Consider the following 22,457-nt stretch of genomic DNA (forward strand, 5'->3'; position numbering starts at 1 on the left):
TCCGGTGAGCCGCTACGACCCGCGCGGTAAGGCGAACAGGGCTCTGCTGGTCGGCGTGTCCGAGTACGACTACACCATGCCGGAGACGTCGGACGGGGTGCCGGGGCAGCTGCCGGCCGTCCATTGCAACCGGAACCGGCTCAAAGGGGCGTTACGCAGGCCCGGCGTGTTCGGTGAGGGCGAGGTGACCGTCTGCTCGTCGCCGTCCCACGACGATTTCGACGAGGCGCTGCGCCATGCCGCCCAGGAAGCGGAAGGGCTGCTGCTCTTCTACTTCGCGGGCCACGGCATCGTCTCCAGCTCGGGCGCCGATCTGTTCCTGCAGATGCGCAACGCGCGCGTGCTGGCCGGCATGCACGACGTGTTCCCCAACGCGGCGTGGTTCACCCACGTACTGGCCGAGCTCGCCGGAAGCCGTGCCGAGCGGGTCGTGGTGATCCTCGACTGCTGCTACGCGGGCAACGCGGCAGGGATCTGGCAGGGCTTCCAGGGGCCCGGCCGGGGAAAGATCCTGCTGCTCATGAGCGTGCAGTCCAACCGTCTCATCGCCGCGGGCGACGGCAGTCGGGCGACGCCCTTCACCGAGGAACTCGGACGACTCCTCGACCGGCATCACGACGAGAACCGTGAGTTGTGGCTCTCGGACCTCTACGCCGAACTGAAGAGCGGGATGCTCCGGGCGAACCACGGCACCGCGTCCGGTGACGTGCAGGAGCCGCAGGCGGCGTGGGACCCGGGCGAGGACGTGCTGCTCCACGGCGTGAACGGAAGCGGCGGCACCGGCATCGGCGGCAGCGGCAGCAGCGGTGCGATCGGCGGTGCGAACGGCGGTGGCAACAGGGAGGAGAGTGGGCGGGAGGGCAGCGGCGGGGACACGCGGCACCACGGCGGAGGATCCGGGGACGAAGTCCCCTTGCCCCGGCCGGAATCGTCGACCCCGTCGACCCAGATGCCCCGGCGGACCCCGCCCGTGCGGACACGTGTCCTCGCGTTCCCGCGCACCCGGCTCCAGGACATCGCCGCATGGATCCGGCGTCGCCTGCGATCCGTCGCCGCCGTGCTGCTCGCCCTCGCCGTGACAGGTCTCGGCGGCTACGGCGTCGTACACCTGACCGCCGGGCACGGCAGCTGCCTGCCGCCCCTGGAGCTGCGGGTGATGACCGACCCCGACCTGGAACCCACGGTCCGTGCCGCCGCGGCCGCCTACCTGACCTCCGGCACGGACACCACCGGCGCGGACTGCCGTCGTACCGGCATCACCGTCTACAGCGCGGGCGCGGCGGACGCGGTGACCGCGCTGGGCGAACGGAGCGAGGCCTGGCAGGACCCGGGGGAGGACGACGACCCGCAGCGGGATGTCGGGCCGCAGCCGGACGTGTGGATACCCGCGGCCCGTGCGGACGTCGCCCGGGTCACCACCGGGCAGCGGGGCCGCTCCAAGGTCCGGCTGATACCGGACAAGGCGGCGTTCGCCTTCTCACCGATCGTGCTGGCCGTTCCGGACAAGCTCGCCGGCGGCAACGAGGCGCGGCGTTCGGGACGCACCCTGGTGGAGCTGATCGACGAGCTGCGCAAGTCGGACCCGAAGGCCGACGTACGCCGCACGGACCCGGAGTACACCGACACGGCCCTCCTGGCGACGCTGGGCCTGTACAGCGGCTCGGGCGAGGCCCGCGCCGGCGAGCAGCGCCTCGCGCGGTCCGGACCGCCCGCGCCGACAGCCGCCGAACTGCTCTGCACGCTGCCCGACGACGACACCGTCGACAACCGGACGGCGGCCCTGGTACCGGAGTTCCTGATGAAGAGCGGGGTCGGCTGCGACCAGGCGACACGCGCCCCGCGCTCGGCGGACTACCCCGATGACGTACCCGGCATCGAGCCGACGTTCGTGCGCGTGCGCTGGACGGACGCCGACCGCGACGCGGCGGCGCGCAGGGACGCGGTGGAGCGCTTCCGCGGCTGGCTCACCGGCGAGGACGGGCTGAAGCTGTTCGGCGAGGACGGCTTCCGCGACGCGTCCGGCGAGCACCGGCTCCTCGCCGCGCGGCCCGCCGGCGGAGTGCTGCCGGACCCCGGCCCGCTGCTGGAGTCGGCCGGGGGGACGGGGATGAACACGGCGCTGGAGGGGTACCGCAGCGCCAACGGCCCCGGCAAGGTCCTGTTCCTCCTCGACAGCTCCGGTTCGATGACCGGGCTGTGGGACAGCGCCAGCGGCGGTCCCGGCATCCTGAAGCAGTCCCTGGGCGGGCTCGGCCCCCAGGACGAGTACGGCGTCTGGGCGGTCTACGACACCCGGCACGACAGCCACTCCGAGCTGCTGCCCTTCGGCCGCCACAAGCGCGGCGAGGCCGAGCGCGTCCTCGCCGACCGGAAGAGGACGCGGGTGCACGACGCCGAGGCCGACCCGCACGCCGCCCTGCTCGCCGCGTTCGACGAGATGGCCGCCCGCGGCAAGGACGACGACCACCCGGAGATGATCGTCTACCTCACGGACGACGAGGACGACAACCGGCTGAGCGGCGAGAACCTCACCAAGGTGCTGGACAAGGCCCACCAGAGCGGTGTGCCGGTGGCCATGGTGTCGTTGATCAGCGGCGGCTGCGACCGGGGCCGTCCCGACGCGCTGATCTCCGAGACGAGCGGCGGCCGTTGCCTGGACGCGGGCGACGACCTCGGCGCGGGCCTGCACGACGAGGTCGCCCGCACGGGAACGGGGGAGGACTGATGACCCTGCGACGGACTCCTGCCGGGGTGCGGCGGCGGCCGGAGCGGACCGGGCGGAGCGCGCCGGCTCGGCGGCAGGCGCGGCGGGAACAGCGCCGGCGGCGCTCGTTGTGGGGGCGGGTACTCGTCGTACTCCCGCTTCTGGCACTGACGTTGAACGCCTGCACCGGCGCCGCGGACAGCGGCGAGGACGGGAAGTCCGCCGGTGAGACGTCGCGCGAGATCGTGGTCGCCAGCGGGCGGGACGTCACCGGGAAGAACGGCATACGGCAGCAGCTCATCGACGCCTGGAACCGCCAGGAGGGCGACTCCGGCTACCACGCCCGGCTGGTGGAGCTGCCCGGCTCCGCCGACGAACAGCGCAGCCAGCTGCTCGGCGCCCTGCAGTCGGGCAGCGCCCGGTACGACGTGATCAACCTGGACGTCACGTGGGTGCCGGAGTTCGCCGCGGCGAAGCTGATCCGCCCGCTGTCCGACGGCGCCGTGGAGAACCCCGGCGACATCGTGCCGTCGGTGGCCGGCACGGCGGAGTGGAAGGGCGAACGGTACGCGGTGCCGTTCAACAGCGACGTCGGACTGCTGTACTACCGGCGTGACTATCTGAGCGCGTCCGGCGCCCAGCGCACCGATCTGAGCAAGGGGGTCACCTGGGACGAGCTGAGGCAGATCATCGACGCCATGAACCGCAAGCGGCCCGGGGACTACCAGGCGGGCTGGACCACCCAGCTGGCCGGGTACGAAGGCCGTACGGTCAACGCCATCGAGGCGTTCGCCTCGGCCGTGAAGGACTTCCGGCTCACCGACGCCGACGGCCACTACACCGGCAGCGCACGGGACCTGGGCGAAGGCGTGGCCGAACTGCGCCGGCGCACGGGCTCGGCGTACACCCTCGACAACGCCGTCCACTCCGACGAGACCGCCACACTCAGCGATTTCGCCGACGGCCGCACCGCCTTCCTGCGCCACTGGCCCTACGCCTACGGCACCCTGTACCAGACGTTCACCGAGAAGCAGCTCGGCGTGGCCCCGCTGCCCGGCAAGGCGGTGCTCGGCGGCCAGAACCTCGCGGTGACCGCCGCCTCGCCGCAGGCGGCCAAGGCGGCCGACCTGATCCGCTACCTCACCGATCCGGACAGCGAACGCTGCCTGCTGGACGCGGGGTTCGCCGCGACCCGTGTCTCCGCGTACGCGGACGACGGACCGACCTGCTCCCGCGTCCGCACCTCCGCCGCCGCGCCCTCGGTCTCCCCGACCGGCGAGAGCACCGACCACATGCCGCGCGACGGGGCCGGCCGCCCCAAGTACGCCCGCGACATCCTGCTCCCGGCCCTGCGCAACGCCGTACAGCGCCCGCGCACCCCGTTGTACGGCGCGTTCACCCAGACCTTCACCACCCAACTGGGCGCACTGTTCGGCGACCGGCCGCCGAGCGACACCGCACTGGCCGAGCACCTGGACGCGGCCCTGCGCACCACGCTCCCGGACTGAGACCCGCCCGCGCGACCAGCGCGTCCGCCGGAGCCGGCCCGCTGGGACGGACGGCGGCGCACCAGCCCGATCCGGCGATTCGGCAAGCCGCTCCGGAGCGAGCCGTCAGGCCGCGAGACCGCGACGGCGTTACCGTTTCGACCGATTGGTTCCCTGGGCGAGATCGGAGATTCCTGAACGGGCCCCGTGCGGCGGACGGCTGGGAACGAACCGTGCTCCGGCCCTCGGAATCACCGTGAGCAACCGCCGACGGGGGCGTCGTCGCCCTGGAGGAACCATGACCCACGACCCGGACCGGGCATCACCGATCAAGGGCCTGAACGGGCGCATGCTGATGGCGGCCGTGGTCTCCGCCATCAGCGGACTGCTGTACGGCTACGACACGGGCATCATCTCCGGCGCGCTGCTGCAGATCGCCAAGGAGTTCCACATCGGCGACACCATGAAGGAGGCCATCGCGGCCGGGATCCTGCTGGGTGCCGTGATCGGCTCCCTCGCCTGCAGCCTGCTGTGCGAGCGCTTCGGCCGGCACCGCACGATCCTGCTGGTCTGCGTGGTCTTCATCGCGGGCAGCCTGACCTGCTCGTTCGCCCCCAGCGCGGTCACCCTGGCGCTGGCCCGCGTGCTGCTCGGCTTCGCCGTCGGCGGCGCCACCCAGACCGTGCCCATGTACGTGGCGGAACTGGCCCCCAGGACGATCCGCGGACGGCTCGTGCTCTGCTTCCAGCTCGCGATCGGCGTCGGCATCGTCATCGCGACGATCGTGGGCGCGAGCGAGGCGGTGTCGTGGCGGGCGGCGATCGGCGCGGCCGCCGTACCGGCGCTGGTGATGCTGCTCGGACAGCTGCGGCTGCCCGAGAGCCCGAGGTGGCTGGTCGAGCGGGGCCGCGTGGACGAGGCCGAGCGGGTACTCGAGGACGTACGGCCCGACGGCTACGACATCGCCCCCGAGCTCGAGGAGATCGTGGAGCTGGCGGGACACCAGGAGCGGACCGGCAGGCGCGACCGCGGGTGGAGCGGGCTGCGGCAGCCGTGGGTGCGGCCGGCGTTGGTGGTCGGCTGCGGCATCGCCGTCTTCACCCAGCTGTCCGGCATCGAAATGATCATCTACTACGCCCCGACCATCCTGACCGACAACGGCTTCCCCACGGCCGACGCGCTGCGCATCAGCGTGGCCCTGGGCGTCACCTACCTGGTGATGATGGTGGTCGGCCTGTGGATCGTGGACAAGGTCGGGCGCCGCCGGCTGACCCTGGTCATGGTCCCCGGCGCGGCGCTCAGCCTGTTCGCGCTGGGAGCCTTCTTCGTCACCGGTCATTCCACCCGGGCCGACGTGCCGGGCATCGTCGCCTGCCTCATCGCCTTCATGTTCTTCAACGCCGGCGGGCTCCAGCTGATGGGCTGGCTGACCGGCTCCGAGATCTACCCGCTGGCGATGCGCGCCGCCGCCACGAGCGTGCAGTCGGCCACGTTGTGGAGCACGAACCTGCTGATCACACTGACCCTGCTGACGATGATCAGCGCTTTCGGCGTGGGCCAGGTCTTCTGGATCTACGGGCTGTTCAACGTCGCGGCATGGCTGTTCGTGTGGCGGCGCATGCCGGAACTCACCGGCCACAGCCTGGAGGACATCGAGCGGCACCTGAAGAACGGGAAGTTCCACCCCGGCGACTTCGCCCGGACCTGACACACGGCACCCGTGTCCGAGGTTCACAGGACGGACAGGAGAACCCCGCCGGGAACTCCCGCGAGGACGACGAGGGCGGCGGTGCCCAGGGTGGTCCTCCAGCCGAAGGCGCGTGCCACCATGACCATGCTCGGCAGACTGATGGCGGGCAGCGTGATCAGCAGGGCGCCGAGGACGCCCGACGGCAGTCCCAGCACCGCCAGGCCCTGCACGACGGGGATCTCACCGGCCGTGGGGATCACGAAGAGCGTGCCCAGCACTACGGCGACGAGGACGACGACGAAGACCGCCGGCACGCCCTCGCCGACGCCGTTCCGCGACAGCGGCAGCAGTCGGCCCCGGAAGGCACCGACGAGCAGGACGACCACCAGGTACTCGGGGACGAGGACGAGAGTCATCCGCGTGAGCGTCCGGACGAACCCCGACGCCAGGTCCCGCTCCGGTCCCGCGCCGCGCCGCGCCGATCCTGTCCCTCCGAGTACCAGGTGTGTGATCGGTCCGCTGCCCTGCGCCCCTCTTCTGGGTGATAGCACCAGGGCAAGTTTCGAAGTAGTTTCAAAGTTATGGGTGCTGAGGACGCGGCCGTGAACTTCTCCGAGCTGGTGAACAAGAACAAGCAGACGCTTGCCCGGCTCAAGGAATCGCCGAGACTGCTGCTGCACCGCAGAGATGGCGAGGATCTGGTCCTCACCACCGCGGCGCGGGCCGAGCAGGACCAGACGGTGGTGTCGGCAGCCACCCGGATGCTGGTCGCGATGGCGCGCCGAGAGCCCGGCAGCATGGAACTGCTCCTCGACATACTGCCGGACGCATTCCCGTGGGTCCGCTTCCTGCCCGAGCCCGATCTCCACGCCTTCGCCGTCGAACTGGTCGACACCATGCGTGCCGCCGACTCCGTCGGCAACAGCGCGTCCGTCGCCCAGTTGCTGATCGCCTGGCAGCACACCGCTGAGGTCTACTCCGACCCCGAACTGCTGGCCGCACTGACCAAGGATCACGGCGAAGACTACGGCCCGGTACCAGACCCTCGGGACGTCGCATGACCGGGGGCCGCGGCGACCGCGCCGCACCTCCGGCGCCGGACGGCCACTGGGAAGTCCGCTTCGCGGACGCGGCCTCGGCCAAAGGGTGGGAGAGCCTCGCCCAGCAGGCCCGCGAAAACACCTACCGCGCCTGGGTCACCATGCGCACCGCCCCCAGGCCGGCCATCGAGACCCCCCGGCACCACCGCCTCAAGGGCGGTCTGGCACATGGCACCCACCGCGGGCAGACCTGCGAGCAGTGGCAGATCGAGGTGACCGGCGGCGGCCGTATCCGGTATCTCCTCGACATCGTCCGGAAGACTTGCTGGATCAGTTTCGCCGGTACGGGGCACCCCCGGGCCACAGACCGACGCTGAGGCGGCGTCAGCCAGGTGGGGGCGGATCAGGACGGCGAGCCACGGCGGCCGCGGCCGGATCCGACAGGCGTACCGGCAGGGCCAGGAGGACCAGCTCGCCGCTCTCGGCCTGGTCTTCGACGCCGTGGTCCTGTGGAACACCCGCTACCTGGACGCCGCCGTTGCCCGGCTCCGTGCCGAGGGCTACGACATCAAGGCCGAAGGCGTCGTCCGCCTCTCCCCGTTCAAGGACCGGCACGTCAACTTCCTGGGCCGCTACCTGTTCCACATCAAAGCCGGCGGCTCCGGGCAGGACCTGTGCCGCTTCCGGGACCCGGACGCCTCCGAAGCGACGAGGATTGACGGTCGGCACACCCGACCGACCCGGCTACTCGTCGCGCCCCGCGGGGGCCTGCCCCCCGACCTGTCGTGACGCCTTCACGGCAGGGCGTCACACCAAGTCAGGCGCACTCTTTTGGGCGGGATCCTTGGATGCCGGGTGTTCTGGACCGTCGACCGGGGCGGCAGCACGCAGTGCCTCTTCGACCCGGCGGTTGCTGGTCATGGATGCCGTGACGGCCGTCATCGCCAGGAGGAGGACGGCAGCGGCGTAGAGCGGGGTGCGGATGTCGTAGGTGGTGGCCAGCCAGCCGCCGAGGAAGGCCCCGATGGGGGCGGCGCACATGGCCAGCATGCGGGAGGTGGAGGCGACCCGGCCCATGAGGTGGGCGGGGACGATCGCCTGCCGGAGGGAGGGTGCGAGCACCATCGTGGCGCCCATGCCGGCCCCGCAGACGGCGAGCGCCAGCCCGGCCACGTACGGGTTCGGGGCAGCGGCCAGGCCCAGGATGGCGAGTCCCTCGACTGCGGCTGTGCAGGTCAGCGCGGTGCCGGTGCCGAGTCGTCGGCCAAGGTGGGAGGCGATGGCCGCGCCGAGCAGGCCGCCGGTGGCCTCCGCCGTGAGGAGCAGGCCGAAGCCGTAGGTGTCGATGCCGAGGCGGTCGTGCGCGAAGAGGGCGAGGACGGTCTCCACGGCGAGGAAGGCGATGTTCCCGACCGCCGGACGCAGCGCGAGCCCGAGCAGCACCCGGTCCCGGAAGACGTACGAGGCGCCGGCCCGCGCCTGCCGCAGCAGCGACTCGCGGACCTCCGGCACGGGCCGGGGCATGGCGGGCAGCGTACGTACGAGCAGTGCGGAGAGCGCGAACGACACCGCGTCGGTGAGCAGCGGAACCGCCCGCCCGAGCGCGAGCAGCGCGCTGCCCGCAGGCGGGCCCGCGAAGCCGGACATGGCGGTCTGGGCGCCGCGCAGGCGGGAGTTGGCGCGCTCCAGGAGTGCGGGGTCGCGGCGGAGCAGATCCGGCAGGTAGGCCGTGGCGGCCGTGTCGAAGAAGAGTCCGCCGAGGCCGAGGAGGAAGGCGACGGCCGCGAGCAGCGGAATGCTCAGCACGTCGAGCGCGGCCGCCGCCGCGGGTATCGCGAGCAGCACCGCACGCGCCGTGTCCGCGACCCACATCGTGCGCCGGCGGTCCCAGCGGTCCACCAGCGCACCGCCGAGCACCCCGAAGAGCAGCCACGGCAGGGTTCCGGCGGCCGTGACGACGGCGAGCGCCATCGGATCCCGCGTCAACGTCAACGCGAGCAGCGGCAGCGCGGCATGCGTCACCCCGTCACCGAGCGAGGAGATCGTCTGCGCGGTCCACAGCCGTCCGAACCCGGTCGGCAACTTCCGTACGTCCGAGGTCACTTGGCGTCCCCTTCAGTCTGCTCGCGCGATGCCGGGTGGAACAGTGCGAAGACGAGGGACGCGTCCGGCAGCGACGGATCGGACAGCTCCCGGTACTCGTCAGCCAGCGCCTGCAGCCGCGCCCCCAGCTCCGCGAACTGCTCCTCGGTGAGCCGCAGATGCGCCATCCGCACGTGCCGCTCCGCATCCACCGGCGACGCCTCCAGGTCCGCCACCGCATGCCGCATCAGCACATCCGGCCCTCCCTCGCCCGGATCCGGCAGCACGATCGCCCGCGCGGCCATCGCGTAGTACCGCTCGGTGACACCCCGCACCTTCCGTGTCCGTACCACCTTCACCAGGCCGGCCCGCTCCAGCAGCCGTACGTGATAGCTGGAACTCCCCTTCGCAAGGCCCACCCGCGCGGCGATCTGCGTGATCGTCGCGGGCTCGAAGCGGAGTACGGCCATGATCCGGTGACGCGTGAGATTGGAGACGGCGCGCAGCTGCTCGTCAGTGGTGACGTGAAACGTCTCGGGAAGCTCATCAGCAGGCATGCCCCCAATGGTCAACGAGTCTTGACCATTGCGCAAGGGATTTCGCGCGGACTTCCGGGAGCCGTTCCAACGTCGCGTCCTGCCCGCGCATCGAGGCGCTGATCCAGTGGTTGCCGGCGCGGCTGGGCCGGAGGTGCCGGACACGTGCGGTCGTTCGGCAACCGTGGTCGGTCGGTTCAGGTGCCGTCGGGGGACTTTCCCTCGTTCTTTCCCTTGGCCTTCGCTCGGGTTTCCCCTCCGGGCTTCCCCGCGGGTTGCCTTTCGGGCTTCCTCGCGGCTTCTCCTCCGGGTTCGCCCTTTACCTTCCCCTCGGTCTCGGCCGCGGCCACTTCGGCGCGGACCTGTTCCGGTGTCAGGTAGGAGTCGGTGTACTCGAAGTCCTTCAGGCGGGCGGGCCTGCCCCGCTGAAAGCCGGTGCGGACGAAGTCGTCGCCGGCGACCGCGTTCAGCAGCCAGTTGACCAGGACCCGGGCCTTGGCGACGTTGGTGCGCAGCGCGGACCAGTGGTAGCCGCGGGCCACGATCTGCGCGAGCAGCCCGCGCAGTTCGATGCCGAGCGGCCGGGACACCGCGTCCTTGCCGCCGAGGTCGACGACCAGCCCCAGGTCCCTGTGGACGTACGGCCGCAGCGGCTCGCCACGCAAGGAGGCGATCACGTTGTCGGCCGCTTTCCTGCCCTGCCGCATCGCGTGCTGCGCGGTGGGCGGACAGATCGCCCCCTCCTCGTGCTTGGCCAGGTCGGGCACCGCCGCCGCGTCGCCGAGCGCGAACACCCCGTCGTGACCCGGCACGGTCAACTCCGGGGTGACCGCGAGCCGCCCGCGGACCGTCTCCGCTCCGAGCGTGCCGATCAGCGGGCTGGCGACCACGCCGGCCGTCCAGATCAGTGTGTGCGTCGGGACGACCCGGCCGTCGGTGAAGGTGACCGAGTCCTCGCTCACCTTCTCGACCGACACGCCCAGCGAGACGTCGATGCCGCGATCCCGCAGGATCCTCATCGCCTGCCGCCCGAGCCGGTCGCCCAGCTCGGGCATGAGCTTCGGCGCGATGTCGATCAGATGCCATCTGATCAGGCCCGGATCCAGCCGCGGATAGCGCTGGACGGCCGCGTGCGTGAGCCGCTGCAGACAGGCCGCGGTCTCGGTGCCCGCGTACCCTCCGCCGACCACCACGAACTGCAGCCGTGCCTCCCGCTCGGCCGGGTCGTCGCTGGCGTCCGCGAGGTCCAGCTGGGAGATGACGTGGTCGCGGACGTAGGCGGCCTCGGCCAGGGTCTTCATGCCGAAGGCGTGCTCGGCCAGGCCCGGGATGTCGAAGGTGCGGGTCACGCTGCCCGGCGCCAGTACGAGGTAGTCGTACGGCTCGTTGACGATCTCGTCGGTGATGGTGCGGATGACACAGATCCTGGCCTGAAGGTCCACGCCGATCGCGCCGCCCGGGATGATCCGGGTGCGGTACTTCTCGCTGCGGCGCAGCGAGACGGCGATGGACTGCGGCGTGAGGACGCCGGAGGCGACCTGGGGCAGCAGCGGAAGGTACAGCTGGTAGGAGAACGGCGTCACCAGCGTGACTTCGGCCTCGTCGGGGGTGAGTCCGCGCTCCAGGCGGCGGACGCACTCGACGCCGGCGAAGCCCGCACCGATCACCAGAATCCTGGGTCGTGTCATCGTGCTCAACCCTTCATGGACCCTTCATGGCTCCTGCGGTCCGCCGAACGCCGTGGGCATGTCCCGGGCCGCAGCCGACAGATCAGCCGACAGATCGATCCCAACACGCCCGAAGCGGTCCTGCCACCGGGGTGACAGGGTGCGGACCAGCGCGAACACCGGGCGTCATCGGTCCGGACAACCCCGATCCGGGGCTCCGGATCCGACCGACGGCACGTCCCCCGGACGGTGCCCCCGGCCCCCTTCCCCGACGACGCGTCCTTCCCCGGCGGCGCACCCCCGAGGCCCTGTATCACCCGTCGAAGCGCCCGTCGAAGCGGACCGCCCGCGCCAGGAAGTGGTGCGGGGCATCCTCGTACGAGGCCAGGTGCCAGCCGGCCGCCTGCAGTGCGGGCCGCAGGTTCTCCTCGGCGAGCGGGTCGTCCGGGTCGAGGTGGCGGCGGCCGTGGCGGGCGGCCCGCTCGGCGCGCCCGGAGGGGTGGAAGAGCAGCAGGACGCCGTCGCGGGCGGTGACCCGGGCCCATTCGCGCAGCGCCGCCGCCGGGTCGGGGACATGGTTGATCAGGCCCGCGCTGAAGACGCCGTCCACCGCCCCGTCCGGCAGCGGCAGCCGGCAGGCGTCGGCAAGGAGCAGGTGCCCGTCCCTCTCCCGGCCTCCGCGCACCGCCGCCGTGAGCATCGCGGGTGTGAGGTCGACACCGAGGACAAGGCCCTCCACGCCGACCTGGCCGCGAAGGGCGGGCAGCACCCGGCCGGTCCCGCACCCCACGTCCAGAACGCGCCCGCCGGGGGACAGTCCCATCCGGGCGGCCGCCGCCGCGTAACGGGGGTTGTCGTCGGCGAAGCGTTCGTCCCAGGCGGCCGCCCGCCGGGTGAAGAACGCGCGAGTCGCCGTCTGTTCGGCCCGCTCGGCCACGAAGGCGGCGAAGCGTTCGAACACGCCGTCGCGGTACCTGGCCAGGGAGGCCGGTTCGCCGGGCGCGGACTCCGGCGGGCCCGGCATGGCGGAGTCCGCGCCCGGCGAGGTCCCGGCGAAGGCTTCGGCCGCCGCGTCCTCCACCCCCAGCTGGAACCGCAGCCCCCAGGCCGAACCACCGATCCGGAACGCCTGCGCCGGGCCCCCGTCGCAGGCCGCGAGCAGCGTCGTACCGGCCGGGAGGTCCACCGTGTCGCGGTGCCGGTGCGGCACTCGCAGCCGCTCCGGGAGGGCCGCGAACAGCGGGTCGGCGGACACCGCCGCGGTCATCCGTACGTCATCCCAGGCGAGCCGTGCGTCATCCCAGGTGAGCCGTGCGCTCCTGCCGAGCCGCGCGTCGGTGTCGATCCGCGCGTCGGTGCCGATCCGCGCCCCGACGCCGGGCCGTGCGGTGCCGCCCGCCGCGACCGCCAGCAGGTGCGCGCCCAGGCACACGCCCAGCACCGGCACTTCGGCATCCAGTACGGCACGCAACAGCGCCAGTTCCGCGCCGCGGCCGGGGAAATCCTCGTAGGCGGTCATCGGACCGTCCAGTACGACCAAGGCCATCATGCCGTCGGCCGTGTCCGGTACCCGGTCTCCCGCCCAGGTCCGGCAGATCCGGACCGGCAGCCCGGCCGCCTCCAGAGCGGTGCCGACGGCGTACGGCCCTTCCTGCTGTGTGTGCTCCACGATCTGGATCACGGGCCACCGCCTCCCGCACGACCGTACCCGGACGGTGGGCGCGCGCGAACGCAAATACCGGTACGTCACCCTACAGCGGGCCGCATCTGCGATTCGATTCTATGCCCTCGGTGTGCATGTGCGTGCGTTCCGTCGACAGGGGTGGGCTGTCGGTGTGGCCGGAGCAGCTGTGCGCGGGACGGCTCTGGTTTACGAGGCTCGTGCGACTTCGCAGGTGGTGGATGCGACGGGGGTCGCAACGGGCGTCGCCGGCACGGCTAGTTTGAGGGCGTACATCCAACATCCAAAATCCAACATCCGACGGACAGGCCCGTAACCCCCTTTCCACGAGGAGGAACGTCATGAGCTTGAGCATCCGCAACCAGATTCCCGGCACCGTCACCGACATCGCCGCCGGCGAGGCGATGGCGACCGTGAAGGTGCGCCTCGACGGCGGACAGCACGTCACCGCGGCGATCACCCTGGACGCCGTCAAGGACCTGGGACTCGCCGAGGGCTCCGCGGTCCGCGCCATGATGAAGGCCACCGAGGTCGCGCTCGCGACCGGCCGCGTGGAGGGTCTGTCGATCCGCAACCAGATTCCCGGCACGGTCAGTGACGTGGCCACGGGCGGGGCGATGGCGGCCGTGAAGGTCACCGTCGACGGGGGCGAGCTCACGGCGGCGATCACCAAGGACGCGGTCACCGCTCTCGGTCTGGCGGCCGGTTCGCCGGTGGTCGCGCTGATCAAGTCGACCGAGGTGTCCCTGGCCAACGCGTGACAGCCGGCCGCCCGGTCAGACGTTGACCGGCCCGGCGCCGTCGCGCGGCACGCGTGCCGCGCGACCGTCCAGCGCGGCCAGCACCTCGGCGCAGACGGCCATGGCCGTCTCGGCCGGGGTGCGGGCGCCGAGGTCGAGGCCGATGGGGCCGTGGACGCGCCGGAGGTGCGTCTCGTCGAGGCCGGCCCCGACCAGGTCCGCCGCACGACGCGCCTGGGTACGCCGTGAGCCCAGTGCGCCGACGTAGGGGATACCGGTGGTCAGCGCGGTGGACAGGACCGGGATGTCGACGTCCGGTTCATGGCTGAGGACGACCAGACAGGCGGCCGCCGGCCGCTCGGCGAGCAGCCGGACGGCGTCCTCGGCGACGGAGGTCACGGTGGCCTTCCAGCCCAGCAGCCGGGCCTGGGCGACAAGCAGCTCGGCCAGCTCGCCTCCGCCCACGATGACCAGGTGGGGCAGGGCGGGGAAGGTCTCGATGAGGACGAGGCCGTCGTCCGTGCGGCGGGTGTCGCGGCCGGCCCGACGGCGGGCGAGCAGATCCCGGGCCCGCTCGTCGGCTTCGCCCGCACCGCCGACCTCGCTCGCACTGCCGGCCTCGCCGGCACCGCCTGCCTCGCCCGTATCGCCACCGTCCCGCCCCTGGGGCGTCGCCACGCCGCTGACCGCCCGGGTCCGGCTCCGGTCGAGCCTGGTGATCAGGGCCGCGTCGGCTCCCGAGGCCAGCAGGTCCCACCAGTCGGCGGGAAGGGCGCTCAGGGGCTGCAGCAGCACCTCGGCCTGACCGCCACAGGTCAGACCCGCCCGCTTCACGTCGTCGCCGTGGACCGACACCTCACGCACGCACGCGGAGTGCCCGGCCGGCAGGGCAGCGGCCTCGGCCGCCAGATACGCGTCGAACACACCGCGGTAGAGGGTGCCGTGGCAGCGGCCGTCCTCGTCGATCAGCACCGCGTCGGACGGGTGCCGGGGGCCGAAGCCCAGCTCGGTGAGGGGGCGGGCGAGAACGCCCGTACGGCTTTGGGCCGCCCACCGCCGTGCCGTCTCCGCCAGCTCACGCATGATCGCGTCCCTCCTCGTCCGGGCGTCGGCGCCGAGAAACCGCCTGGTCAGCGGGGCCCCGTGACCGGGATTCCAGCAACGCGCCGCACCCCGCCGCCCACAAGTACCACATCACCCCCGGCCTCGGCGTCACCGCGCGTGAGCACTTACGCTGCAAGGAAGGGCAGCTGTGCCGGTGACACCGAGCGGAGCCGTGCCGGTGACACCGCGCGCAGCGGTGCCGGAGTGGCCATGCGGAGAGGGGACACCCACGTGGCAGGCAACCGACAGGACGCGTCCGGGGCCACCGCCGACGTCCCCCGGCGCATCCCGCCCGGCCAGAGCCACGTCCACGGATGGCCCGTCTCGCACTACGGCTCCGTACCCCGGTTCCGCCCCGATCGGTGGAACCTGCGCGTCTTCGGCGCCACCGCCACCGGCGACGAGCACCGGTGGATATTCGATGAGCTGACGGCGCTGCCGCACATCACCGTCGTCGCCGACCTGCACTGCGCGACGGGCCCCACCTCCACCGACCACGAATGGTTCGGCATCCCCGCCCGGACCGTCCTCGACCTGGTTCCGCCCGCACCCGAGGTCACGCATGTCATGGCCTGGGCGGAGTACGGCTACGCGACCAACCTCCGCCTGGCCGACTTCGACACCCCGGAAACCCTTCTGGCCACCCACCACAACGGCGAGCCCCTCACCGCCGAACACGGCTTCCCGCTGCGCCTGGTCGTTCCCCACCTCTACGGTTACAAGGGCCCCAAGTGGCTGCGCGGCATCGAGTACCTCACCGAGGACCGGCGCGGATTCTGGGAGGAACGCGGCTACCACAACATCGGCGACCCGTGGCAGGAGCAGCGCTACTCCTCTCAGGAGAAGCCGGGTGACGGACCGGAGCCGAGCGGCTGAAGGGACAGCGGGCGGCGGCCGTCGCACGCGTGGGACGTGGACGACATGCCCGGCGTTGCTCCGTTCGTGTGTGACGGTCACTCGGGCGGCCGTATGTCGGGTGCTCAGGGAGGCGCTCGCCTCCCGCCGACAGCCAGGATGGCGTGACTCCAGTCGGCGAAGTGTGAGCACCAGGAGATAACGGATCTGTGAGCATCCTCAACGAACCCCAGGATGCGGCAGCTGAGGACTCGTACGAGAACGAGCTGCCGGTCAGGCGCAAGCAGCCCGGCAATGTCGTGGTCAGGTGGATGACCACCACCGACCACAAGACGATCGGGACGCTGTATCTGGCGACGTCGTTCGTCCTGTTCCTGATCGGTGGCGTGATGGCGCTGCTCATGCGGGCCGAGTTGGCACGCCCGGGCATGCAGATCATCTCCAACGAGCAGTTCAACCAGGCGTTCACGATGCACGGCACCGTCATGCTGCTGATGTTCGCGACGCCGCTGTTCGCCGGATTCGCGAACTGGATCATGCCGCTCCAGATCGGCGCCCCCGACGTCGCGTTCCCGCGGCTGAACATGCTCGCCTACTGGCTCTACCTGTTCGGCTCGGCCATCGCCCTCAGCGGGTTCCTCACCCCGCAGGGCGCCGCCGACTTCGGCTGGTTCGCCTACTCCCCGCTGACGGACGCCATCCGCTCGCCCGGCCTCGGCGGCGACCTGTGGATCATGGGCCTGGCCCTCTCCGGCTTCGGCACCATCCTGGGCGCGGTCAACTTCATCACCACGATCATCTGCATGCGCGCGCCGGGCATGACGATGTTCCGCATGCCGATCTTCGTGTGGAACGTGCTGCTGACCGGTGTCCTGGTCCTGCTCGCCTTCCCGGTCCTGGCCGCCGCGCTGCTCGCCCTTGAGGCGGACCGCAAGTTCGGCGCCCACGTCTTCGACGCGGCCAACGGCGGAGCACTGCTGTGGCAACACCTCTTCTGGTTCTTCGGACACCCGGAGGTGTACATCATCGCCATCCCGTTCTTCGGGATCGTCACCGAGATCATCCCGGTCTTCGCCCGCAAGCCGATCTTCGGTTACATGGGCCTGGTCGCCGCGACCATCGCGATCGCCGGTCTGTCCGTGACCGTGTGGGCGCACCACATGTACGTCACCGGCGGCGTGCTGCTGCCGTTCTTCTCCTTCATGACCTTCCTGATCGCGGTACCGACCGGTGTGAAGTTCTTCAACTGGATCGGCAGCATGTGGAAGGGCTCCGTCTCGTTCGAGACGCCGATGCTGTGGACCACGGGCTTCCTCGTGACGTTCCTCTTCGGCGGCCTGACCGGCGTCATCCTCGCCTCGCCCCCGATGGACTTCCACGTCTCCGACTCGTACTTCGTCGTGGCCCACTTCCACTACGTGGTCTTCGGTACGGTCGTCTTCGCGATGTTCGCCGGCTTCCACTTCTGGTGGCCGAAGTTCACCGGCAAGATGCTCGACGAGCGCCTCGGCAAGATCACCTTCTGGACGCTGTTCATCGGCTTCCACGGCACCTTCCTGGTCCAGCACTGGCTGGGCGCCGAGGGCATGCCGCGCCGGTACGCCGACTACCTCGCCTCCGACGGCTTCACCACCCTGAACACGATCTCCTCGATCAGCTCCTTCCTGCTCGGCCTGTCGATGCTGCCCTTCCTCTACAACGTGTGGAAGACGGCCAAGTACGGCAAGCCGGTCGGCGTCGACGACCCGTGGGGCTACGGCCGTTCACTCGAGTGGGCGACCTCCTGCCCGCCGCCGCGGCACAACTTCACCACCCTGCCGCGGATCCGCAGCGAATCCCCCGCGTTCGACCTGCACCACCCCGAGGTGGCCCAGCTCGAACAGGAGGCGCAGGGCGGCAGGCGGCCGGCGGTCGGCACAGAAGGCAGCCGGCCGTGACCTCGCCGAACCGTCCCGGCCCCCCGCCGGCGCGGCGCGGCCCCTCGGTCGCCAACGAGGTCGAGGGTTACCTCCTTCTGCACGCCGAGCGAGAGCAGGCCGAGCGCGAGGCAGCAGCCCTCTGTGCCCGCCTGCCCTGGCTCACCACCGGGCAGGCGGAAGACCTCACCCGCCACTACACCGAGCAGCGCCTGGGCCTGACGCGACAGGCACTCCAGGTCACCGCGGACCGGGCCAAGCGCCTGCGCGGCGAATACGAGACGCGCTACGCCGAGCTGCGGCAGACCCTGCTCAAGCGGCACGTCGCCTGCGCCTCCCTCCTGCTCGTCTGCTCCCTGGTCACGAGCTCCCTCGCGCTGACAGCTCGCTGACCCGCAGCGTTCCCCGGTTCTCCCGAGTACGGCGAGAACACGGACGGACACTTCGCCGTACCGGCGTGGCCGGACCGCCTCCGCGGTCCGGCCACCCGTGTGTCGGGGGCGCCGCCGCTTCGGCGCTCCCGCCGGACCTCCGCCCGGGCGCGGCCGAGCCGCGGACGGGCAGGGCTCAGAAGGGCAGGACGTTGGCGACCAGGTCGGGCCGTGCTCCCACGAGCCCGTAGAACTCGCGCAGCGCGGTCGGCAGGGAGCAGCCGAGCGCCGCCTCCGCCCGCGTCAGTTCCGCTGGAGACGTGCCGTCCTTCCCGGTCGGCGGATCACCCCAGGCAGCGGCGAAGTCACGGACGAAGGCCCAGACCCGCCCGCGGTCGAGGACCGTGCCGTCCAGGGCCTGAGCCACGTCGAAGCCGCCGTTCACGCGTCAGCCCGCGCAGGACTTGTGGACCTTGCGCACGGCCGCGGCGGGCGCGGCGGGCGCCGCCCCGGACTGGGCGCCGATCAGGAGGAGTACGGATGCCGAACGCATAGGAGATTCCTGTGATGGTGGGGCTGGGAGAAGACCGCGCGGGCGCGGCGTCGCACTTTAGAACATGGACGGGCACTGCCGGGATTCGGGCCGTGGCGTGACTGACGCGGTGTGGCGACTGCCGCCACCGACAGGGCGGCAGCGACGAGTTGGCGCGGTCCCGGCTCACGGGCACGGGCGCGGTCCCGGGACCGATGCCGGGGACGGGGTGAAGCCGGCGATGAGATGATGTCCGGTGACAGGGCGACGGCGGTCCGAGGAAGCCGGTGAGAATCCGGCGCGGTCCCGCCACTGTGATCGGTGAGCGCGTCCCGACAGGCCACTGCCCCCAGGGGGTGGGAAGGCCGGGGCGAGCGACGACCCGAGAGCCAGGAGACTCACGCGGTCGCCTCCTCGACGGACACCGGGGCGGATCTCCCCGGGGGAGGGGTGGTCGGGCATGCCCGAAACGCCGACGGAAGCGACCGAAGCGACGCAGGCGACGGCCGCACGAGGTGCCGGTCCGGTGCCGTGCCGGGTGGTCGTGTGCCGGGACTGCTGCTGCGGCAGTGCCAAGGTGACCGGCGTCGACCACGCGGCGCAGACCGCGCGTCTGAGCGCCGAAGTACCCATGCGGGTCTCCGACTGCCTCGACGCGTGCGACCAGGCCAACGTCATCGTCGTACAGCCCTCCGCCGCCGGCCGGGCCGCGGGCGGCCGTCCGGTCTGGCTGGGGCTGGTCAACGACCCCGAGGCGACGGAGGACGTCATCGGCTGGGTGCGCGCGGGCGGCCCGGGTGTGGCACCCCTGCCGGCGATCCTCGATCTGTACGCCTTCCCACCGCCGCGGCTCGGTGCGGCCATCCGTAACGGGCGTTGAGCCGGTCGTGGGGTCGGCCGGAGTATGGCCGGTCCGCGGGGTGACCCGGGCCGGCGCGGGACGCCACCGCGCGTCACCGTGCCCGGCCACTCCGGTCACTCCGGCCGTTCTGGTCACTCCGGTCACTCCGGCCGTTCCGGTCACCCGGAAAACTCGAACTGGTGGGTGGGAGGCGGATGTTCGGACGTAGGTTGTGGCATGAATGATCCACGCCCCGGCTGAAAGACGGACACCCCTCATGAGCGACCCCGCGGCGACGCCCGCAAGCGCGATGCGCGACACGATCGACACGTCGGTGCCGCACTCCGCCCGTATCTGGAACTACTGGCTCGGCGGCAAGGACAACTACCCCGTCGACGAGAAGGCCGGCGACGCGTACACCGCAGTCTTCCCCGGCATCGTCACGATCGCCCGCAGCAGCCGTGCCTTCCTGCGTCGCAACATCGCGTATCTCGTCTCCGAGGCGGGCATCCGGCAGTTCCTGGACATCGGGACGGGCCTGCCGACGGCCCAGAACACCCACGAGGTCGCCCAGGGGCTCGCCCCCGAGACGCGGATCGTCTACGTCGACAAGGACCCGATGGTCCTGGCTCACGCACGCGCCCTGCTGTACTCCTCCAGCGAGGGCGCGACCGCCTACATCGACGCCGACGTGACGGACCCGGACCGCATCCTCGAGGCCGCCGCCGGGACGCTGGACCTCAGCCGACCCACCGCGCTCGTCCTCAGCAACATCCTGGGGCACGTCCCCGACGGCGACCGGGCCCGCGCCATCGTCACCCGGCTGATGGACGCCCTGCCGTCGGGCAGCTACCTGTCGATCAACGACGGCTCACGCGGCATCGACCCGGTCTTCGAGCAGGCCCAGGACGCGTACAACAGCAGCGGCGCCGCTCCGTACATCCTGCGCACGGTCGAGGAGATGACCAGGTTCTTCGACGGCTTGGAGCTCGTCGATCCCGGCGTCGTCTCGGTCACGCAGTGGCGTCCGGAGCCTGGTGCGTCCACCGCGGAGGTCGTCGCCGAGCACGGCGGCCTGGCCCGGAAGCCGTAACCGCGCCCGAGTCGCTCTCCGAGGCGGCATCCGGCCTGCCGGTATCAGACCTGCCGGTATCAGACCTGCCGGTATCAGACCTGCCGGTATCCGACCTGCCGGTATCCGACCCGCTGGTATCCGACCTGCTGGTATCCGACCTGCCAGTGTCCGGCCTGCCGGCGGGCCGGATACCGCCCGCGTCCGGACCGCCCATGCCCCCTTGCCGCGGGTTGGCGCGTACACAACCATTGCTGGGGTCCGGCACCACGGCTCGCGTCCATCCCAGGAGGACACATGCGCCCCAGCAGGAGAACGGTCCTGACCGCGACGGCGGCGGGTGCCGGAGCCGCGGCGCTGGGGCGTCCGGCCGAGGCGTCCGAGGAGGCGGGACCCGGCCCGCGCCGGCCCGCGACGGCTCAGCCGCCCTCTCGTGAACTGCGCTCCCTGCTCAAGGAGATCGACCACCACCGCATCGAGGCCACCGTCCGCAAGCTGGTCTCCTTCGGTACCCGGCACACACTCTCGGCGCAGGACGACCCGGTGCGCGGAATCGGCGCCGCGCGCGACTGGATCGCATCCGAACTGCGCGCGTACGCCGCGGAGTCGAGCGGCCGGATGACGGTGGAACTCCAGTCGTACGTCCAGGAGCCGGCCAACCGCGTCCCGACCGCCACCCGCATCACCAACGTCGTCGCCACACTGCGGGGATCGGTCACACCGGAGCGTGTGTACGTCGTCTCGGGCCACTACGACTCGCGGGTCACGGACGTCATGGACGCCACCTCGGACGCGCCGGGCGCGGACGACGACGCCTCGGGTGTCGCGGTGGCCATGGAACTGGCCCGGGTGATGGCACGGCGGCGCCCGGCGTCGACGATCGTGTTCGCGGCGGTGGCGGGGGAGGAGCAGGGTCTGTACGGCTCCACGTACATGGCGGAGCGCTTCAAGTCGGCCGGCGTCGGTGTCCAGGGCATGTTCACCAACGACATCGTGGGCAGCAGCACGGCCGACGACGGCACCCGGGACCCGTACACCATCCGGCTGTTCGCGGAGGGCGTGCCCAGCTCGGAGACCCCCGAACAGGCCGCGACCCGCCGTTCGGTGGGCGGCGAGAACGACTCCCCCTCGCGCCAGCTGGCACGCTTCGTCCGCGACGTCGCCGAGAACGACGCGACCGGCATGCGTGTCCGCGTCGTCTACCGCCGCGACCGCTACCTCCGGGGCGGCGACCACATCCCGTTCCTCGAACGCGGCTGGCCCGCCGCCCGCTTCACCGAACCGGCGGAGGACTTCGCCCACCAGCACCAGGACGTGCGCGTCGCCGAGGACGGCCGGCAGCTCGGCGACCTGCCGGAGTTCTGCGACTTCCCCTTCGTGGCACGGGTCGCGAAGGTCAACGCGGCGGCCCTGTGGACACTGGCCCAGGCGCCGGCGGTACCGAACGCCGCGAAGATCGTCACCTCCGCGCTGACCAACTCCACCCAGCTCCGATGGAACCGGGGCACCGAACCGGACCTCGCCGGCTACGAGTTGGTGTGGCGCGAGACCACGGCTCCCGAATGGACCCATGTCATCCCGGTCGGCGACGTGACGTCGTACGAGGTCGATCTCTCCAAGGACAACGTCTTCTTCGGCGTGCGAGCGGTGAACCGGGCGGGCGCGCGGAGCCCGGTGGCGTTTCCCGCCCCGCAGAGCTAGGCATGCAAGGGCAACGCGGCGGTGTGCGTGCCGTGTTCGGGGGCGACACCCCCCGAGACCTGGGCGTCACACGTGACGCCCTCCGGATGAGCAGGGGGATGGTATGGCCGAGGAGCCGATCACTGATCGTCTGCGCGCGAGGATCGGGCGCGACTTTCCGGATGCCGGCGCCGCGCGAGGAGTCGAGGGAGCGCTTCGGAAGCTGGCGGGCGAGCTCGAAAGCTCGCTGCAGAGCCCGGAACGCCTCCTGACCGCGGCCCTGGTGATCGCCGCCGGTGACGTCGACAAGTTCCGTTCGGCGGTCCGCCTCGCCCGGGAGGACTGGCGCGATCTGCTCGTGGCCGGCGGGTTGGCGAACGAAGACTGGCCGGCCGTGCTCGAGGAGGAGCTGGCTCGCCGCTAGCAGGGGTACACACGAGTTGCCCGGACGGCGATGCG

Annotated in this window: 20 protein-coding genes, 1 pseudogene and 1 riboswitch; of the genes and pseudogenes, 14 read left to right on the forward strand and 7 right to left on the reverse strand. The window is 71.6% G+C overall.

Translation table 11 applies throughout. The features are described from left to right. Window positions 1–4 precede the first annotated feature (4 nt). The 3 genes from OIB37_RS34500 (at window position 5) to OIB37_RS34510 (ending at window position 5,899) form a co-directional block, all read left to right on the forward strand. The gene (locus OIB37_RS34500; RefSeq protein WP_330461537.1) at window positions 5–2,725 is read left to right on the forward strand and encodes a caspase family protein; all 2,721 of its coding nucleotides are present in this window, start codon (window positions 5–7) and stop codon (window positions 2,723–2,725) included. Then, a complete protein-coding gene (locus OIB37_RS34505; protein WP_330461538.1) occupies window positions 2,725–4,212 on the forward strand; it encodes an extracellular solute-binding protein in 1,488 nt (495 codons plus the stop codon). The genes OIB37_RS34500 and OIB37_RS34505 overlap by 1 nt, the downstream gene beginning before the upstream one ends. 277 nt (window positions 4,213–4,489) lie before the next feature. Next, window positions 4,490–5,899: a sugar porter family MFS transporter gene (locus OIB37_RS34510; protein ID WP_330461539.1), complete on the forward strand. Its 1,410-nt coding sequence runs from the start codon at window positions 4,490–4,492 to the stop codon at window positions 5,897–5,899. A 23-nt stretch (window positions 5,900–5,922) separates the two neighbouring features. On the opposite strand, the gene OIB37_RS34515 is transcribed toward OIB37_RS34510, so the two are convergent. Next, on the reverse strand, window positions 5,923–6,297 hold the full coding sequence (locus tag OIB37_RS34515; RefSeq protein WP_330461540.1) for a hypothetical protein: 375 nt from the start codon (window positions 6,295–6,297) through the stop codon (window positions 5,923–5,925). Window positions 6,298–6,462: 165 nt separating this feature from the next. On the opposite strand from OIB37_RS34515, the gene OIB37_RS34520 reads away from it, so the two are divergent. From OIB37_RS34520 to OIB37_RS34530, 3 genes and pseudogenes are all read left to right on the forward strand, one after another. Next, complete coding sequence (locus OIB37_RS34520; RefSeq protein ID WP_330461541.1) at window positions 6,463–6,942, forward strand: hypothetical protein; 480 nt, start codon at window positions 6,463–6,465, stop codon at window positions 6,940–6,942. Then, a complete protein-coding gene (locus OIB37_RS34525) occupies window positions 6,939–7,298 on the forward strand; it encodes a hypothetical protein (protein ID WP_330461542.1) in 360 nt (119 codons plus the stop codon). Before OIB37_RS34520 ends, OIB37_RS34525 begins: the two co-directional genes overlap by 4 nt. A 34-nt stretch (window positions 7,299–7,332) precedes the next feature. Then, window positions 7,333–7,563: pseudogene (locus OIB37_RS34530) on the forward strand (Tn3 family transposase); the annotation flags it as partial. Between the two features lie 165 nt (window positions 7,564–7,728). Here OIB37_RS34530 and OIB37_RS34535 read toward each other — a convergent pair. From OIB37_RS34535 to OIB37_RS34550, 4 genes are all read right to left on the reverse strand, one after another. Next, complete coding sequence (locus OIB37_RS34535; RefSeq protein ID WP_330461543.1) at window positions 7,729–9,024, reverse strand: MFS transporter; 1,296 nt, start codon at window positions 9,022–9,024, stop codon at window positions 7,729–7,731. Further along, entirely contained in the window at window positions 9,021–9,560 is a 540-nt protein-coding gene (locus OIB37_RS34540) for an ArsR/SmtB family transcription factor (RefSeq protein ID WP_330461544.1), read from the reverse strand. The genes OIB37_RS34535 and OIB37_RS34540 overlap by 4 nt, the downstream gene beginning before the upstream one ends. Window positions 9,561–9,736: 176 nt before the next feature. Further along, window positions 9,737–11,227: an NAD(P)/FAD-dependent oxidoreductase gene (locus OIB37_RS34545; RefSeq protein ID WP_443058241.1), complete on the reverse strand. Its 1,491-nt coding sequence runs from the start codon at window positions 11,225–11,227 to the stop codon at window positions 9,737–9,739. 292 nt (window positions 11,228–11,519) lie between these two features. Beyond that, entirely contained in the window at window positions 11,520–12,887 is a 1,368-nt protein-coding gene (locus tag OIB37_RS34550; RefSeq protein WP_330461546.1) for a methyltransferase domain-containing protein, read from the reverse strand. Between the two features lie 341 nt (window positions 12,888–13,228). Here OIB37_RS34550 and OIB37_RS34555 point away from each other — a divergent pair, with 341 nt between their 5' ends. Beyond that, window positions 13,229–13,648 carry a TOBE domain-containing protein gene (locus tag OIB37_RS34555; RefSeq protein ID WP_330461547.1) on the forward strand — a complete coding sequence of 140 codons (420 nt, stop codon included), beginning with the start codon at window positions 13,229–13,231 and terminating at the stop codon, window positions 13,646–13,648. Between the two features lie 15 nt (window positions 13,649–13,663). Here OIB37_RS34555 and OIB37_RS34560 read toward each other — a convergent pair whose 3' ends face one another. Continuing rightward, complete coding sequence (locus OIB37_RS34560; RefSeq protein ID WP_330461548.1) at window positions 13,664–14,710, reverse strand: XdhC family protein; 1,047 nt, start codon at window positions 14,708–14,710, stop codon at window positions 13,664–13,666. 252 nt (window positions 14,711–14,962) lie between these two features. Between OIB37_RS34560 and OIB37_RS34565 the strand changes: the two genes are divergently transcribed. The 3 genes from OIB37_RS34565 (at window position 14,963) to OIB37_RS34575 (ending at window position 17,894) form a co-directional block, all read left to right on the forward strand. Continuing rightward, window positions 14,963–15,607: a sulfite oxidase-like oxidoreductase gene (locus OIB37_RS34565; RefSeq protein ID WP_330461549.1), complete on the forward strand. Its 645-nt coding sequence runs from the start codon at window positions 14,963–14,965 to the stop codon at window positions 15,605–15,607. Between the two features lie 188 nt (window positions 15,608–15,795). After that, complete coding sequence (gene ctaD, locus OIB37_RS34570) at window positions 15,796–17,523, forward strand: aa3-type cytochrome oxidase subunit I (protein ID WP_330461550.1); 1,728 nt, start codon at window positions 15,796–15,798, stop codon at window positions 17,521–17,523. Continuing rightward, entirely contained in the window at window positions 17,520–17,894 is a 375-nt protein-coding gene (locus OIB37_RS34575) for a hypothetical protein (protein WP_330461551.1), read from the forward strand. The genes ctaD and OIB37_RS34575 overlap by 4 nt, the downstream gene beginning before the upstream one ends. A gap of 175 nt (window positions 17,895–18,069) precedes the next feature. Here OIB37_RS34575 and OIB37_RS34580 read toward each other — a convergent pair whose 3' ends face one another. Next, the gene (locus tag OIB37_RS34580; RefSeq protein WP_330461552.1) at window positions 18,070–18,318 is read right to left on the reverse strand and encodes an SMI1/KNR4 family protein; all 249 of its coding nucleotides are present in this window, start codon (window positions 18,316–18,318) and stop codon (window positions 18,070–18,072) included. 365 nt (window positions 18,319–18,683) lie between these two features. Next, window positions 18,684–18,804: riboswitch (cobalamin riboswitch) on the forward strand. A 61-nt stretch (window positions 18,805–18,865) separates the two neighbouring features. Between OIB37_RS34580 and OIB37_RS34585 the strand changes: the two genes are divergently transcribed. The 4 genes from OIB37_RS34585 to OIB37_RS34600 all read left to right on the forward strand — a co-directional run bounded on the left by OIB37_RS34585 (window position 18,866) and on the right by OIB37_RS34600 (window position 22,422). Then, entirely contained in the window at window positions 18,866–19,285 is a 420-nt protein-coding gene (locus tag OIB37_RS34585) for a (2Fe-2S) ferredoxin domain-containing protein (RefSeq protein WP_330461553.1), read from the forward strand. A 238-nt stretch (window positions 19,286–19,523) separates the two neighbouring features. Further along, the gene (locus OIB37_RS34590; protein WP_330461554.1) at window positions 19,524–20,339 is read left to right on the forward strand and encodes an SAM-dependent methyltransferase; all 816 of its coding nucleotides are present in this window, start codon (window positions 19,524–19,526) and stop codon (window positions 20,337–20,339) included. Window positions 20,340–20,615: 276 nt separating this feature from the next. Next, window positions 20,616–22,019 carry a M20/M25/M40 family metallo-hydrolase gene (locus OIB37_RS34595; RefSeq protein ID WP_330461555.1) on the forward strand — a complete coding sequence of 468 codons (1,404 nt, stop codon included), beginning with the start codon at window positions 20,616–20,618 and terminating at the stop codon, window positions 22,017–22,019. Window positions 22,020–22,122: 103 nt separating this feature from the next. Further along, on the forward strand, window positions 22,123–22,422 hold the full coding sequence (locus OIB37_RS34600; RefSeq protein ID WP_330461556.1) for a hypothetical protein: 300 nt from the start codon (window positions 22,123–22,125) through the stop codon (window positions 22,420–22,422). The last annotated feature ends 35 nt before the right edge of the window (window positions 22,423–22,457 follow it).

This window comes from Streptomyces sp. NBC_00820 (assembly GCF_036347055.1).
In the GTDB taxonomy this organism is placed as follows: domain Bacteria; phylum Actinomycetota; class Actinomycetes; order Streptomycetales; family Streptomycetaceae; genus Streptomyces.

What these genes read in the sequence shown, in the direction of transcription:
- OIB37_RS34520 (WP_330461541.1), top strand. Translation starts at nt 6,463, where the DNA reads ATGGGTGCTGAGGACGCGGCCGTGAACTTCTCCGAGCTGGTGAACAAG.
- OIB37_RS34515 (WP_330461540.1), bottom strand. Translation starts at nt 6,297, where the DNA reads ATGACTCTCGTCCTCGTCCCCGAGTACCTGGTGGTCGTCCTGCTCGTC.
- OIB37_RS34525 (WP_330461542.1), top strand. Translation starts at nt 6,939, where the DNA reads ATGACCGGGGGCCGCGGCGACCGCGCCGCACCTCCGGCGCCGGACGGC.
- OIB37_RS34545 (WP_443058241.1), bottom strand. Translation starts at nt 11,227, where the DNA reads ATGACACGACCCAGGATTCTGGTGATCGGTGCGGGCTTCGCCGGCGTC.
- OIB37_RS34600 (WP_330461556.1), top strand. Translation starts at nt 22,123, where the DNA reads ATGGCCGAGGAGCCGATCACTGATCGTCTGCGCGCGAGGATCGGGCGC.
- OIB37_RS34590 (WP_330461554.1), top strand. Translation starts at nt 19,524, where the DNA reads ATGAGCGACCCCGCGGCGACGCCCGCAAGCGCGATGCGCGACACGATC.
- OIB37_RS34540 (WP_330461544.1), bottom strand. Translation starts at nt 9,560, where the DNA reads ATGCCTGCTGATGAGCTTCCCGAGACGTTTCACGTCACCACTGACGAG.
- OIB37_RS34510 (WP_330461539.1), top strand. Translation starts at nt 4,490, where the DNA reads ATGACCCACGACCCGGACCGGGCATCACCGATCAAGGGCCTGAACGGG.
- OIB37_RS34505 (WP_330461538.1), top strand. Translation starts at nt 2,725, where the DNA reads ATGACCCTGCGACGGACTCCTGCCGGGGTGCGGCGGCGGCCGGAGCGG.
- OIB37_RS34595 (WP_330461555.1), top strand. Translation starts at nt 20,616, where the DNA reads ATGCGCCCCAGCAGGAGAACGGTCCTGACCGCGACGGCGGCGGGTGCC.
- OIB37_RS34560 (WP_330461548.1), bottom strand. Translation starts at nt 14,710, where the DNA reads ATGCGTGAGCTGGCGGAGACGGCACGGCGGTGGGCGGCCCAAAGCCGT.
- OIB37_RS34585 (WP_330461553.1), top strand. Translation starts at nt 18,866, where the DNA reads ATGCCCGAAACGCCGACGGAAGCGACCGAAGCGACGCAGGCGACGGCC.
- OIB37_RS34555 (WP_330461547.1), top strand. Translation starts at nt 13,229, where the DNA reads ATGAGCTTGAGCATCCGCAACCAGATTCCCGGCACCGTCACCGACATC.